The organism is Azoarcus sp. Soil_N_20 (genome assembly GCF_057656155.1).
In genome coordinates this window covers 219,421-234,605 of sequence record NZ_JBDGKX010000003.1, presented here as the reverse complement: position 1 = coordinate 234,605, position 15,185 = coordinate 219,421, and the positions used below count along the sequence as shown (strand labels likewise).

The window sequence follows — 15,185 nt, the reverse complement described above, 5'->3', positions numbered from 1 at the left end:
GTCAGCGTGCGTTCGATGCTTATGCCGCACCGCAGCGACGCACCCGCTCCGGGTGCCGCCCGAATGATCGCCGGCACCCAGACCGGTGAAGCTCAGCGCTTGTTCGCGGTGCGTGGTCCGTATTTCTTGAACACCGTGCTTGCGTCCAGCTCGGCGCGTTCCTGCGTGCAGATCGACGGATCGTCGTCGTGGCCGCTGAAAAAATCGTCGGCCTGGGCGCGCATGACCATGGCGATGGCGGCCTTCTCGTCCTGATCGTAACGCTCGAAAATGAGCGTGGTGACTTCATCCAGATGTTCTTCGTAGGTCATGTCGGTCTCCTTCCGCCCGGCGCTCGGGAGGTGATCAGAGTTCGACGCTGACCGCGCCGGCCGCTCGCAGGGCCTTGGCGCGCGCCGTCTCGATCGATTCGTCACGGGCCAGTGCCACGCCCATCCGGCGCTGGCCCTTGACCTCCGGTTTGCCGAACAGGCGCAAGGCCGTATCCGGTTCGCTCAGGGCGGCGCCGAGGTTGCCGAACACCGGTTGCGTCGATTCGCCCTCGACCAGGATCACCGCCGATGCCGACGGGCCGAACTGGCGGATGACCGGAACCGGCAATCCGAGGATCGCCCGCGCGTGCAGGGCGAATTCGGATAGATCCTGCGAGATCAGGGTCACCAGCCCGGTGTCGTGCGGGCGCGGCGACACTTCGCTGAACCAGACCTGATCGCCCTTGATGAACAGCTCGACCCCGAACAGGCCCCGTCCGCCCAGCGCTTCGGTCACCGCGCGGGCAATCCGTTCGGACTCGGCCAGTGCGTGCGGGCTCATTGCTTGGGGTTGCCACGACTCCTGGTAATCGCCTTTCTCCTGACGATGCCCGACCGGTTCGCAGAAGGTGGTGCCGCCTGCATGGCGTACGGTCAGCAAGGTGATCTCGTAGTCGAAATCGATGAAGCCTTCCACGATCACCCGCCCTTTGCCGGCACGGCCGCCGGCCTGGGCGTAGTCCCACGCGGGTGCCACATCGTCCGGCCCCCGGAGCAGACTCTGGCCCTTGCCCGACGAACTCATGATCGGCTTGACCACGCACGGAAAACCGAGCGCGCCGACCGCGGCGCGGTAGTCCTCGAAGGTGTCGGCAAAGTGGTAGGACGACGTCGGCAGACCGAGTTCCTCGGCGGCCAGGCGGCGAATGCCCTCGCGGTTCATCGTCAGCTGCGCTGCACGTGCGGTCGGGATGACGGTGTAACCCTCGGCCTCGAGTTCGACCAGGGTGGCGGTGGCGATGGCCTCGATCTCGGGCACGATGTAATGCGGCTTCTCCTGCTCGATCACCGCGCGCAGCGCGGCGCCGTCGAGCATGCTGATGACGTGGCTGCGATGCGCGACCTGCATGGCCGGGGCGTCGGGATAGCGGTCGACCGCGATCACCTCGCAGCCGAGGCGCTGCAACTCGATGACGACCTCCTTGCCGAGTTCGCCCGATCCGCACAGCAGCACGCGGGTGGCGGTGGGGGAGAGCGGAGTGCCGATATGGGGCATGACGGAATCCTCAGGCAGGGAAGCAACAGGTAGCGGTGGGGGTGGGCCAACCGACGATTGGGATGGCCCGCGCGGGGGAGGGTCAGCGGGCGATCGGCTTGTAGCGGATGCGCTTCGGCTTGGCACCTTCCTCGCCGAGGCGCTTGCGCTTGTCCTCTTCGTATTCCTGGTAGTTGCCGGCGTAGAAGGTCCATTGCGAATCGCCCTCGGCCGCCAGGATGTGGGTACAGATGCGGTCGAGGAACCAGCGATCGTGCGAGATGATCATCGCGCACCCGGCGAACTCGAGCAGGGCATCTTCGAGCGCGCGCAGCGTCTCCACGTCGAGGTCGTTGGACGGTTCGTCGAGCAGCAGCACGTTGCCACCGGCGATCAGGGTCTTGGCCAGGTGCAGCCGCCCGCGCTCGCCACCGGACAGGTTGCCGACGATCTTCTGCTGATCGCCGCCCTTGAAGTTGAAGCGTCCGATATAGGCCCGGCTGGGCATCTCGAAGCGACCCACGGTGAGAATGTCGGCGCCGTCCGAGATCGCATCGAACACGGTCTTGTCGTTGGCGAGTCCTTCGCGTGACTGGTCCACTGCGGCGATCTTCACCGTCGCGCCGATCACCACTTCGCCGCTGTCCGGTTGGTCGAGACCCTGGATCATCTTGAACAGCGTCGACTTGCCGGCGCCGTTGGGGCCGATGACGCCGACAATGGCGCCCGGGGGCACGCTGAAGCTGACCTTGTCCATCAGCAGTTTGTCGCCGAAAGCCTTGGATACGTCGTTGAACTCGATCACCTTGTCGCCGAGGCGCTCGCCGGGCGGGATGAAGATCTCGTGGGTTTCGTTGCGCTTCTGGTACTCGACCGTGGTCATTTCCTCGTAACGCGAGAGACGGGCCTTGGACTTGGCCTGGCGCGCCTTGGGGTTGGAACGCGCCCATTCGAGCTCGGTCTTCATCGCCTTCTGGTGGGCGGCTTCCTGCTTGGATTCCTGTGCCAGGCGTTCGCCCTTCTGCTCGAGCCAGCTGGAATAGTTGCCCTTCCACGGGATGCCGTGCCCGCGGTCGAGTTCGAGAATCCACTCTGCGGCGTTGTCGAGGAAATAGCGATCGTGGGTGACTGCGACCACAGTGCCGGGGAAGCGGGTCAGGAATTGTTCGAGCCAGTCGACCGATTCGGCGTCGAGGTGGTTGGTCGGCTCGTCGAGCAGCAGCATGTCGGGGCGCGACAGCAGCAGCTTGCACAGCGCGACACGGCGCTTCTCACCGCCGGAGAGCTTGCCGATGACGGCATCCCAGGGCGGCAGGCGCAGCGCATCGGCGGCGATCTCCATCTGCGTCTCGACGTCGCTGCCGGCCGAGGCGAGGATGTTCTCGTATCTGGCCTGATCCTCGGCGAGCTTGTCGAAGTCGGCATCCGGCTCCGCGTAGGCCGCGTAGATTTCCTCGAGCTTCTGGCGCGCTTCGACGATCTCGCCGAGGCCGGATTCGACTTCCTCCTTGACCGTCTTGTCCGGGTCGAGCGCCGGCTCCTGCGGCAGGTAGCCGATGCGCTGGCCGGCCAGGTGCTGCACCTCGCCGTCGTATTCCTTGTCCACGCCGGCCATGATGCGCAGCACCGTGGACTTGCCCGAACCATTGAGACCGAGCAAGCCGATCTTGGCGCCGGGGAAGAAGGAGAGGGAGATGTCCTTGATGATCTGACGCTTGGGCGGAACGATCTTGCTCACGCGCAGCATCGACATTACGTATTGGGCCATGGGATTCCGGTGTGGGGATTTCTGAAACCCCGAGAGTCTACCCCAGGACGTTGCACCTGGTGCTAGGTGAGACGTCGATCAGGCGCTGAAAAAGGTGCGGGGCGCCGAGCGCCCCGCGTTCTTCGGCACGGTTGGACCCGTGCCTTCGCCTCCGGTCAGGAGGCGGTCGAAGAAATCATGGATGATTCATAGATTGATGGCCGTTGCCAGCCGGGATGCCAGTTCGGGTTCGGGGGTCTTGGTGTAGTCCTTTTCGAAGCGGTCGCTCACCATATCGGCGGTAGGCGTATCGAGCAGGTTGTTGAGCATGCCCATGAAGGCGGGGGGCGCAACGATGATCGCGCGCTTGAAGGCATTCGTGGCCCGACCCTGATAGAGGGTGTGGGCGATCTGCTGGGCAAAGACCTTGGCTTCTCGCTCCTTTGGAACGCTGTGAGGCTGCATCGTGCCGCCGGTGGTGCCCATGCTGCCGGCGCGGTCGGTCGCGAGCTCGGAATTCTTTTGCCTGCTTTCGGGATGGATCAGTTCCTTTACCAGCTTGAGACCCTTGTTGGGGCCGAGATTCGCGTACAGTTTCGCCAGGCTGGCGTTGGCAACCAGAATCCAGGTAATAGTCATGAGACACCCTCCGTCACTGAAAAAAAGCGGACTGTCGCCTAGCAACAGTGCTACCAGCTTAGACAGCTGAGGCCGCGAGTGCCAAGACTAATCTTTACCGTTTGATGAAATCATTTTTTGCGTAACAGAAGCGATTTCCCGTGATCACGCTGTGCCGTGATATCGCTCCCCACCGCCTCAGAACACACCCATTGCAGGCCAGCAGATCGTCGGTGCCGGCATCGAAGGCGCGCAGCATCACGGTGTCGGCTTCATCCACCCGTTGGGCGCCGCGCGATACGGCGTGGGCGAGCGTGCCGGTATTGCCCGGCTGGGTGTGATAGACGATGAGCAGACGTGCGCGGGCAGTCATGACAGACCCCGCGTAGCGCCACGCAGGCGTGCCTCGCCTGCGGCCGGGTCGAGCCCGTAGTATGAACTCAGCTGCGCATAGACGGCGGGGAAGGCCGCCTGCAGCACGCCCGGGGTTTCGAAGAAGGCCTCCGAGGCGACTGCAAAGAACTCGCCGGGATGTTCGGTCGCATAGGGGTCGAGCGCGGTGGGCTCGCCCGCGTCGACCTGGGCGCAGAGGGTCTCGTAGGCGGGGGTGAAGGCCGCGGCCCAGTCGCGCCGCGACATGTGCTCAGGCAAGGGAGGCAAACCGTCGACGCCGCCATTTTCCATGTCGAGCTTGTGGGCGAATTCGTGGATCACCACATTCACCCCGGCAGGCGCGTCGTCTTCGCCGAACCAGGACACCAGCACCGGCCCGCCCTCCCACGCCTCGCCCAGTACCTCGTCGTCGTATTCATGGACCACTCCGGCATCGTCCATGTCCTTGCGCGGCACAATGAAGTCGCCCGGATAGACGATGATCCCGACCCAGCCGCGGTAGGCCTGCAGTCCGATATTGAGCACCGGCAGACAGGCCTGAACCGCGATCCCGAGCATGATCTCGTCGGTCAACACCAGGCCCTGCGCGCCATGAAATTGTTTCTCGGCCAGGAAACCGTGCGCCATCAGGCGCAGACGCTTCCGATCTGCGGGGTCGAGGAAGTCGAGCAAGGGGAGCCTTGCCTCGACCCGCGCCCACAGTGCATCCGGGATGGCGATCGTCGGTTTGCGGAAACCGAGCCAGTGTTGCAGGCGCTCGAGCACGGGATCAGGCGGCCGGGCGCCGGGTGGTCAGCACGATGCCGAGGAACACCAGGCCGATGCCGATGAAGTGGTAGGCAGAAGGGCGCTCGCCGAGAAAGATCGCGGCAAGGATGATGCCGAACACGGGCATCAGGTGGATGAAGAGCGACCCCCGGCTCGGGCCCACCGCCGCGACCCCGGCATTGTAGAAAACGTAGCCGAGGAAGCCCGGAAAGATGCCTGTGTACACAATCCCGCTGATCGCCGCAAACGACGGTTGAATGCGACGTCCGCTGTCCAGTTCCCACCAGTAGATTGGCGCGAGCACTGTCAGGCCGACCACGGTCATCGCCGCCAGCATCAGCATCGGATCGACGCCTGGCGGTCGCCACTGGAGACCGACGGTGTACAGCCCCCAGGTGACCACCGCCATCAGCATCCACAGGTCGCCGGCGTTGAGGCTGAGCCCGAGCAGGGTATCCAGGTTGCCGCGGCTGACGATGGTGATGACGCCGGCAAGGGATAACACCACTCCGCTGCCTTCGAGGGCGCTCAGCCGCTTGCCGAACAGCAGAAAAGCAAGCGCGATGGTGGCGATCGGGATGAAGGAGTTGAGCAGGGTCGCGTTGGTTGCCGTGGTGTATTGGAGTGCGATGTAGGCAAAGGTGTTGTAGCAGCCGACGCCGAGCGCGCCGAGCAACAGGATCGGGCGCCAGGCCGCGCGCAGCTTGGGCCACTGCTCGCGCAGATGCGGCAGTGCGAACGGCAGGACCAGTGCGAACGCGATCGTCCACCGCCAGAACGCCAGCGCGATCGGCGGGACATCGGCGCGGATGCCGCGCCCGAGCACCATGTTGCCCGCCCAGAACAGCGCGGTGAGGGTGAGCAGCAGGTAGGGGTTGGCCGACAGACGTTTCATTGCGTCAGGCTTGTGGTTGTGGAGGCCGGATGATGGCACACCCCGCGGGCCGGCCAAACAGGAGAATTCCTGACCGCCGGCGCTTCAGCCGGCGTTGCCCTCGGCCGCCGGCGACGGGCAGGATCCGGCGCCGGTCAGCATGGGTTTGAGCAGGGGCGCAATGCCTTTCGCGAGCAGTTGCACTGCAAGCGAACTGGTGAACTGGTAGTCGGCCGCATGTGGCTCGCCCGCGTAGGCGGTGAGCGTGCCGTAGAAGCGGTCGCCGACCAGGAACACAATCGTTGCCGACCGGGTGACCACGCGCGAGTTGAGCAACTGCCCGCCGCGTCCATAGGTGTCGAAACGATGGTCGCCGGTACCGGTCTTGCCGCCCACTGCAAGCGCGGTGCCATCATCGGTGACGAATGCCCCCGCGAGGCGACGGGCAGTGCCGAGGGTCGCGACGTCGATCATCGCGTCGCGTGCTACCTGCGCCACTTCGGGAGGCAGCACCTGTACGGCTTCGCCCGGCACCCGGGTCAGCTCGGTCTCGTAGGGGGTGTCGGCGGCGAAGTGGAGGCGCTCGATACGAACCACCGGAAGGCGGCGGCCCTCGTTGATGAGGATCCCGGTCAGCTCGGCGAGCGCCGCCGGACGATCCGCGGAACTACCGATCGAACTGGCATAGGAAGGGGTCAGGGTTTCGAACGGATAGCCCAGACGCCGCCATCTGCGGGCGATATCGATGAAGGCCTCGACTTCGAGCAGACTGCGGATGCGGACATCCTGGGCGTTGCGATGCCGGGTCCGGAACAGCCAGGTGTAGACCTCGATGCGCTGATCTCCGCTCGCTTCGATGATCTGGGTCTGGGTGGCGCCCGGATGATCCTGCAGGAAACCGACCAGCCACAGTTCGAGCGGGTGTACTCCGGCAAGATAGCCGCGATCGGGCAGCGAGTGGCTGTCCGGGCCCAGGCGGGCGTAGAGCCCACGCAGGTCCGCGTCGCCGAACTGGGTGCTCTTGTCGAGATGGGTACGCATGGCCGTCTCGAATTCGGCTTCGCTGGCTTGCGGCCGGACCGAGCGCAGGATGACGGCGAGACGTCGCGGCGTGACCCGGATGCCGTCGAGCAACAGGGTGAGCGCTTCGTCGCCGCTACGCCCCTGATACTTGCGGAAGAAGCCGTTGAGGAAGACCTTCCCCTCACGGTCGGCGAAGCGCATCAGGTAGTCGCGGCGTCGCGGGTCGTCGGGATCGTCGAAGATGTCCGCCGCCGCCGGATTGCTGCCGATGGTATAGCGGACGATGTCGCGCATCATGCGGATGAAGACGAGGTTGACCGAGTGGCGGAAGGCGAGCCGCACACTCATGGTCTTGCCATCATCGTCGCGGCTGAAGTTTCCGAAACGATGCAGGCCGCCGCCGGTGAAGAACTGCTCGGCGGGGCTCGCCGAGTAGTTGCGTTCCATTGCCGCGTCGAGCATGGCCCGCAGCGAGCGGTCCTGCGCACCGATGAGATAGTCGAGCGCCCAGTTCGCCAACGGATTGCTGCCAGGGCGCGCGGTGTTTCGCAGTTCCGCAGTGGAATGGCTGCCATAGAGCGCATGCAACTCGGCCACGATCTCGAGATAAGTCACCATGGTGCGCAGCTTTGCGGTGGAGCCGAGGTCAAGCTTGGCGCCCTCGTTGATGTCGAATGGCTGGTCGTAGCTGTCGGTCTGGATGCGCAGAAGATTCGCCCCTGGCGTGCGCTCGTAGAGGGTGAAGCTGAGCAGCACGCGCGACGGATCCTGGCCCTGAGCGAACATGCGCGGACCGATCAGCCCGAGCTCGGCGGCGCGCGCCGGATCCGCGACGTCGCGGAGCAGCGTGGTGACCGCCGCCTGGACGTCGCCCCGCAGCGTGCTGGTTGCGCTGAGGTCGATCCGGTCGAGGTCGTAGAAGCGGGCAATGCCGAGCTGACTTGCCAGATGGGTTCTGAGGGCATTGCCTGCCTTGCGGGTTACGAATGCAGCCGGGGGGGGCATCGCCGGGCCTGCGCGCAACTCCAGCGGCAGCGCGAGTGCCGCGTCGCGCAGCGCCGGCTGGATGAATCCCGCTTCGGCGAGCAGACGGAGGTAGCTGTCGGTGAGGCTGCCGAGACTGCGTGCGTTGCCGGCGAGATAGAACGACGGCCGTCGCTGCGCGATCATCAGCGACAGTGCCTGCTTGTATGCAAGGGCACGTGCCAGCAGGTCCTCGGGTTCGCCCGTGTGGTTGTTGTCACCGTCTGATTCGGGTGTTGGCCGCCGTCCAAGGAGGCGGTTGACCTCGCCGAAATCGCGCCCGTACCAGGCCCATAGCCCGTCGCCGATGCCGTTGACTTCGCCGAAGCCGGTTTTCGCCGACAGCGGCACCGTATTGAGATAGTCGGTGACGATGCGTTGCCGTGCCGCGAGTGTCTCCTCGCCGTCGAGATAGGCACGCACCGACGCACTGGCCATCTGCTTGAGCTTTTCCTCGCGCGTGGCGGTACGACCATCCGGGGAGTGGCGATATTTTTCGATCTGGGTTGCCAGCGTGCTGCCACCGGGCGCGCTGCGGTCTTCATCGATCATGCCGATCGCCTGATCGACCGCGGCGCGGGCGAAACGGTCCCACTCCACGGCAGGGTTGCGGGTGGGCCGTGCCACGTCGAGCAGTTCGCGGTTCTCGATGAACAGCAACGCATCGACGAGCAGGGGCGGGATCTGGTCGAAGCTGGCATAACCCCGCTCGGGATAATGCGAGACATGCAGCGTCCGCGACTGACAATCGAGCAACTGGAGACCACCCTGATTTTTCTCGCGGTAGATCGGAAACAGGCCCAGGTCGGTCAGCTCGACCATCCGCGCAGTGGGGCGCGCCTGACGGGCGACCGCATAGCCACGTTCGCTCAGACGGCTGACGAACGCCGGCATCTGGGTGTAGCCCAGACGGGTGTCGTACGGCCCGCCAGGCGCCGGCAGCAAGGTGCCCACTCCGGCGTCGATGTGAAATCCGGTCTCGGCGGCAAGCGCGGAAAGGTAACGGGCCTGCAGTCGTGAGGTGCGGAGCTCCTCGGCGAGCAGCCAGCCCAGTACCGCGACCAGTGCGAGAATAACGGGGAGCACGAGCCACCGAAGGCGAAAACGGCGGGGGCGGGCAGGTAGGTTGGATGTTTGTTGCATGTGCAGGACCGGCAGGGCGTGAATGCGATGCTTAATGCATCGTCTTGAAGTGGTGCTGATCTTAGCACTGCGGCGCATCCGATATGGGATAATCCGCCGCATGGTCTCCGTCACACATGCGATTTCCCAGGATGCGGCCGCGCCGCCGGTCGACATGCTTGCCGAAGGGCTGTCCGTCAGCGAGCGTCGCAGGATCGAGCAGGCGCTCGAGCTCGCAGCCGAAGGCTACGAGGGCAGGGTGCTCGGTACCGGGGAGTCGGTGTGGACACACGCGCTGGGAATGGCGCTGATCGTCGCCTCGCTCAGGCTCGATGCCGATACCCGTATTGCTGCGCTGCTGTTCGCGATCTGTGAATATGTGGACGATGCCTCCGAGCAGGTCGAGGCGCGTTTTGGGGGGACGGTCAAGCACCTGGTCGAAGGGCTGCGCAGGCTCAATGGCCTGCGCGTGATCACGCGCATGACCACCACCGCATCCGCCCCCGAGATCCGCGCTCAGACCGAAACCCTGCGCAAGATGCTGCTCGCAATGGTCGAGGACATCCGGGTCGTGCTGCTGCGCATCGCCTCCCGCACCCAGACCCTGCGCTATTACACCGAAGTGCCTGGCGATACCCGCAGCGATGTCGCACGTGAAAGCCTGGATATCTACGCCCCGCTGGCCAATCGGCTCGGGGTGTGGCAACTGAAATGGGAGCTGGAGGACCTTTCCTTCCGTTTTCTCGAACCGGACACTTACAAGCGCATCGCCAAGATGCTCGACGAGCGGCGGTCCGAGCGGGAAGAGTTCATCCACAGCGCGATCGAACGCCTGCGCAAGGAGATTGCCGCGGTCGGCATCAAGGCCGAGATCTTCGGTCGGCCCAAACATATCTACAGCATCTACAACAAGATGCGCGCCAAGCGCCTGGACTTCTCGCAGGTTTACGACATCCGCGCCCTGAGGGTGCTGGTTTCCGAAGTCCGCGACTGCTACACGGTGCTCGGGCTCGTTCATCAGATCTGGCAGCCGATCAGCAAGGAGTTCGACGACTACATCACCAAGCCCAAGGGCAACAATTACCAGTCACTGCACACGGCGGTGCTGGCCGGTGACGGACGTGCGCTCGAAGTGCAGGTCCGCACCTACGACATGCATCGCCACGCCGAACTCGGTGTCGCTGCACACTGGCGCTACAAGGAAGGCAGCGGTCACGGCGGCGATTACGACGACAAGATCGCCCTGCTGCGCAATCTGCTGTCGTGGCGTGACGAAGTGGCCGACTCGGCACAGTGGCTGGAGCAGTACAAGCGCGCGTCGCTGGACGATACCCTCTACGTGCTGACACCCCAGGGACGGGTCGTGGACCTGCCGCGCGGTGCAACTCCGATCGATTTCGCCTACCGTCTGCACACCGATGTCGGCCATCGCTGCCGGGGCGCCAAGGTAGACGGCCACCTGGTGCCGCTCAATACCCCTCTCGAGAGCGGGCAGACGGTCGAGATCACTGCCGCGAAGGAGGGTGGGCCGTCGCGGGACTGGCTCGACCCGCGTCAGGCCTATGTCGCCACCTCGCGCGCGAAGACCAAGATCAAGCAGTATTTCAGTGCGCAGGACGAGGAAGACCTGCTTGCGCGGGGGCGCAGCTTCGTCACCCGCGAGATGCAGCGCGACGGACACGCGCAGGCGAACATCGAAGGCCTTGCCGGCAGATTGGGCTTCAAGAACGCCGATGCGCTCTTTCTTGCCGCCGGACGTGGCGAGATCGGGCCGCGTGCGGTGCAGATGGCGCTGCGTGAGGCGGATGCGCCGGTGGAACCGGTGGTCGAGCCCGAAATCGTCGTCAGCCGCAGCCGGTCGGGCGACAACTCGGACAAGATCCTGATCGTCGGTGTGGGCAAACTGCTGACCTCGCTATCGCGCTGCTGCAAGCCGGCACCGCCGGATGCGATCGAGGGCTTTGTGACCCGCGGTCGCGGGATTTCCATTCACCGGGTGGATTGCCACGATTTCCAGCTGCTGGCGCAACGGCACCCCGAACGGGTGATCGGCGCGGAGTGGGGCGATCAGGCCTACAACAACCGACAGGCCGTGTTCCCGGTCGATATCGCGGTCCAGGCCGGTGACCGCCAGGGGTTGTTGCGCGACATCTCCGAAGTGCTGTCGCGCGAGAAGCTCAACGTCACTGCGGTGAACACGCTAACCAAGAAAGGGACGGCCTACATGCGCTTCACCATGGAAGTGGGCGGGGTGACCCAGTTACAGCGCGCGATCACGCTGATTCGCGAGGTCAATGGCGTGATCGACGCGCAACGCAAGTAGGACGTCAGGTCACGCGCGCAGGCCTGGCGCCGAACGATGCCTCAGCCTGCAGACAGTTCTCCAAGCAGGATGAGTTGCGCCGCCCGCCGCGTACCCCGCGGCGTCTTGCGCCGGTAGCTGCCGCTGGGCAGCATTTCCCACGACTGACAGTTGTCGCCGAGGTAGGGGCGCAAACCTTCCTTCATCACCCGTCGCTTGAGGCGCGGGTCGAGCACCGGGAAGGCGATCTCGATGCGGCGAAAGAAGTTGCGGTCCATCCAGTCCGCGCTCGACAGATACATCTGGTCCTCGCCGTCGGCATGGAAGTGGAAGATACGGTGATGCTCGAGGAAACGGCCGATCACCGAGCGTACGCGGATGTTGTCCGACAGGCCGGGCACCCCGGGACGCAGTGCGCAGGGGCCGCGGATGATGAGATCGACTTCGACGCCGGCCTGCGATGCCTGGTACAGCGCTTCGATGGTTTCCGGTTCGAGCAGGGCGTTCATCTTGGCAATGATGCGCCCGCGCCGTCCGGCAGCGGCAATCTCCGCTTCGCGCTTGATCGCGGCGACGACGTTGGGTTGAAGCGAGAACGGCGCCTGCCAGAGGTGGGCCAGCGTGGTCGCCTTGCCCAGCCCGGTGAGTTGCTTGAAGACGTTGGCCACGTCCTCGCCGATTTCCTCGTTGCAGGTGAGCAGGCCGAAATCGGTATAGAAGCGGGTGGTGCGCGGATGGTAGTTGCCGGTTCCAAGGTGAAGGTAACGACGCAGGCCGTCCTCCTCGCGGCGCACGAGCATCAGCAGCTTGGCGTGCACCTTGTAACCGAACACGCCATATACCACGTGGACGCCGACTTCTTCCAGGCGGTTGGCCCAGGAGATGTTTGCCTCCTCGTCGAAGCGTGCCATCAGTTCGAGGACGACGGTGACCTCCTTGCCTTTCTGCGCGGCGCGCGACAGATGTTCCATCAATACCGAATCGGTACCGGTGCGGTATACCGTCATCTTGATCGCGACCACCTGAGGGTCGTCCGCCGCCGCCTGCAGCAGGTCGATCACCGGGGCGAAGCTCTGGAACGGGTGGTGGAGCAGGATGTCCTGGCTGCGGATGGCGGCGAAGATGTCATGGCGCTTGTCCAGCAGCTTGGGCAGGCCGGGCTGGAAAGAGCCATATTTGAGATCCGGCCGTTCGACCCAGTCGGGCACCTGCATCAGGCGGACGAGGTTGACGATGCCGGGGGTGCGGTAAAGATCGGTGCGACCGAGGCGGAAGTGCTGCAGAAGGAAGCTGGCCATGTCCTCCGAACAGTTGTCCGCCACCTCGAGCCGAACCGCATCGCCGAAATGGCGCTGCTGCAACTCGCCCTTGAGCGATGCGCGCAGGTCCTTGACCTCTTCCTCGTCGACGAACAGATCCGAGTTGCGGGTGACCCGGAACTGGTAGCAGCCGAGCACGTTCATGCCACTGAACAGCTCGCCCACGTGCGCATGGAGCACGGACGACAGGAAGACGAAAGTGTAGGCGTGATCGCCGATCGCATCCGGAAGGCGGATCACGCGGGGCAGGGCGCGCGGCGCCTGCACGATGGCGGCACCCGAATCACGCCCGAACGCGTCGCGGCCCTCGAGTTCGACCGCAAAGTTGAGGCTCTTGTTGAGCACACGCGGGAATGGGTGTGCTGGATCGAGCCCGATCGGGGTGAGGACCGGCATCACCTCGCGATGAAAATACTCCCTGATCCAGGCGCGCTGTGCATCGTTCCATACGCTGCGGCGCAGAAACACGACTTCTTCGGCGGCGAGCGCGGGCAGGATGTTGTCGTTGAGCAGGCTGTACTGCTCGGCGATGATCTGGTGCACTTCGGTGCTGACCCGGGCCAGGAGTTCTGTAGGCGCAATGCCGTCGTTGCCCGAGGCGTGACTGCCGAGTCGGATCTGCTCCTTGATCCCCGAGACGCGGATTTCGAAGAACTCGTCGAGATTGCTGGATACGATGCACAGAAAGCGCAGGCGTTCGAGCAGCGGCACGGTCTCGTCTGCGGCCTGGGCAAGCACCCTGCGCTGGAACTGCAGCAGGGAGAGTTCGCGATTGATGAAGTGTTCGGTAGGGAAATTGGTGTTATTGGCCGGTCTGTACATGTTTGTTCCACTGAAGTGCCATCACGTGATTATGTGACATTTCCATTTCATTTCAATGACAAAAGCGGTGTCAGTTCAAGTATTTTAGAGAAACATGGCTGCGCCGGTGCAGATGCTAGAATGCAGCCTTTCCGGCGCTTTCGGGGCGCAGCCACCTGCCCACCATGATGCAAGACTTGATCGCCGCGATTGACCTCGGTTCCAACAGTTTTCGCCTCCAGGTCGGGCGTATCGTCAACGACCAGATCTACCCGCTTGATGGGTTGAAGGACCCTGTGCGCCTGGCCGCCGGGCTGTCGCCTGAGAAGTGGCTGGACATGGCGTCCCAGCAGCGTGGGGTCGCTGCGCTGCAACGCTTCAACGAGCGCCTTAGCGGATTTTCCCCGGATGCGGTTCGGGTGGTGGCGACCAACACCCTGCGCGTGGCCAAGAATGCGTCCGAGTTTCTGATTCGGGCCGAGGCTGCGTTGGGTTTTCCGATCGAGGTCATCGCCGGGCGCGAGGAGGCGCGGCTGATTTACGTCGGTGTCGCCCACACCTTGCCCGACCCGCACAAACAGCAGTTGGTGGTGGATATCGGCGGCGGATCGACCGAGTTCATCATCGGCAAGAGCTTTGAGCCGCTGTTGCTCGAATCACTCTACATGGGGTGCGTCGGGTACAGCCTGAAGTACTTTCCGGACGGTCAGGTCGACAAGCGCGGCCTTAAGGAAGCAGAACTGGCCGCACGACGCGAACTGCAGGCAATCGCCCATGTCTATCGCGAAACGGGCTGGGAAGAAGCAGTGGGCTCGAGTGGCTCGGCCAAGGCCTTGCTCGAGGTGCTGGAGCAGAACGGTCTATCGCCCGGCGGAATCACCCGCGACGGGCTCGAGAAGCTCAGGACGATCTTTCTGCGGGCCGGCCACATCGAAGCGCTGGATATTCCCGGGCTGAAGGGCGACCGGATACCGGTCATCCTCGGCGGCTTCGCAATCATGAGTGCCGTGTTCAAGGAGTTCGGTCTGGAACGCATGGAGTTTTCCGAAGGGGCGCTGCGTCAGGGCGTGCTCTACGATCTGCTGGGGCGCTATCACCACCATGATCTGCGCGATGCGACCGTGACTGCGTTTGTCAGTCGCTACCGGGTGGATACGAAGCAGGCGGATCAGGTTGCCGCGACGGCCTGTCATCTGCTGGAGCAACTCGATCCGGCGGCCACCCAGTCCGATCACCCCGATCGCCGCTTTCTGCGCTGGGCGGCGCTGTTGCACGAGATCGGAATCTCGGTGGCGCACTCCAGCTATCACAAGCACAGCGCCTACATCCTGGCCAATGCCGATATGCCCGGTTTTTCGCGCATGGACCAGGGACGGCTGTCGCGTATCGTGCTGGCCCATCGCGGCAAGCTCGAACGTGTTGCCGCGATCGATCCGGCAAGTTCGGACTGGCTCTTGATCGCCTGCCTGCGTCTGGCGGTGGTCATCCATCGTGCGCGCGATTCCCGCGGGGTGCCGCCGATCACCATGGCGCGCGAGGGCCGGGGGTTTTCGGTCAATACGCCGGCGGGTTGGTTGCACAAACTCCCCTTGACGGCGGCTGCGCTCGATGAGGAGCAACGGCAGTGGATGTCGGTGGGGCGCGGCCTTTACGTACGCTCGATCAGCAGCCGTCCGCTGCCAGCCTGAG

At 64.3% G+C, this 15,185-nt stretch carries 11 protein-coding genes; 2 read left to right on the top strand and 9 right to left on the bottom strand.

The features are described 5' to 3' along the window. Nucleotides 1-92: 92 nt before the first annotated feature. The 8 genes from AC3A35_RS08380 to AC3A35_RS08345 all read right to left on the bottom strand — a co-directional run bounded on the left by AC3A35_RS08380 (nt 93) and on the right by AC3A35_RS08345 (nt 9,038). The gene (locus tag AC3A35_RS08380; protein ID WP_487435582.1) at nt 93-311 is read right to left on the bottom strand and encodes a hypothetical protein; all 219 of its coding nucleotides are present in this window, start codon (nt 309-311) and stop codon (nt 93-95) included. A 34-nt stretch (nt 312-345) separates the two neighbouring features. After that, on the bottom strand, nt 346-1,527 hold the full coding sequence (gene purT / locus AC3A35_RS08375; protein WP_487435581.1) for a formate-dependent phosphoribosylglycinamide formyltransferase: 1,182 nt from the start codon (nt 1,525-1,527) through the stop codon (nt 346-348). 82 nt (nt 1,528-1,609) lie between these two features. Beyond that, nucleotides 1,610-3,274 carry an energy-dependent translational throttle protein EttA gene (gene ettA, locus AC3A35_RS08370; protein WP_487435580.1) on the bottom strand — a complete coding sequence of 555 codons (1,665 nt, stop codon included), beginning with the start codon at nt 3,272-3,274 and terminating at the stop codon, nt 1,610-1,612. A gap of 186 nt (nt 3,275-3,460) precedes the next feature. Further along, entirely contained in the window at nt 3,461-3,892 is a 432-nt protein-coding gene (locus AC3A35_RS08365) for a host attachment protein (RefSeq protein ID WP_487435579.1), read from the bottom strand. 94 nt (nt 3,893-3,986) lie between these two features. Continuing rightward, nucleotides 3,987-4,244: a hypothetical protein gene (locus tag AC3A35_RS08360; RefSeq protein WP_487435578.1), complete on the bottom strand. Its 258-nt coding sequence runs from the start codon at nt 4,242-4,244 to the stop codon at nt 3,987-3,989. Beyond that, entirely contained in the window at nt 4,241-5,029 is a 789-nt protein-coding gene (locus AC3A35_RS08355) for a M90 family metallopeptidase (protein ID WP_487435577.1), read from the bottom strand. Before AC3A35_RS08355 ends, AC3A35_RS08360 begins: the two co-directional genes overlap by 4 nt. 4 nt (nt 5,030-5,033) lie before the next feature. After that, nucleotides 5,034-5,927: a DMT family transporter gene (locus AC3A35_RS08350; RefSeq protein ID WP_487435576.1), complete on the bottom strand. Its 894-nt coding sequence runs from the start codon at nt 5,925-5,927 to the stop codon at nt 5,034-5,036. A gap of 84 nt (nt 5,928-6,011) precedes the next feature. Further along, on the bottom strand, nt 6,012-9,038 hold the full coding sequence (locus tag AC3A35_RS08345) for a transglycosylase domain-containing protein (RefSeq protein WP_487435575.1): 3,027 nt from the start codon (nt 9,036-9,038) through the stop codon (nt 6,012-6,014). Nucleotides 9,039-9,195: 157 nt separating this feature from the next. Here AC3A35_RS08345 and AC3A35_RS08340 point away from each other — a divergent pair, with 157 nt between their 5' ends. Then, on the top strand, nt 9,196-11,397 hold the full coding sequence (locus tag AC3A35_RS08340) for a RelA/SpoT family protein (protein ID WP_487435574.1): 2,202 nt from the start codon (nt 9,196-9,198) through the stop codon (nt 11,395-11,397). A gap of 41 nt (nt 11,398-11,438) precedes the next feature. Here AC3A35_RS08340 and ppk1 read toward each other — a convergent pair whose 3' ends face one another. Then, the gene (gene ppk1 / locus AC3A35_RS08335) at nt 11,439-13,517 is read right to left on the bottom strand and encodes a polyphosphate kinase 1 (RefSeq protein WP_487435573.1); all 2,079 of its coding nucleotides are present in this window, start codon (nt 13,515-13,517) and stop codon (nt 11,439-11,441) included. 164 nt (nt 13,518-13,681) lie between these two features. Between ppk1 and ppx the strand changes: the two genes are divergently transcribed. Beyond that, nucleotides 13,682-15,184, top strand: a complete 1,503-nt coding sequence (gene ppx, locus AC3A35_RS08330; RefSeq protein ID WP_487435572.1) for an exopolyphosphatase — start codon at nt 13,682-13,684, stop codon at nt 15,182-15,184. The last annotated feature ends 1 nt before the right edge of the window (nt 15,185 follow it).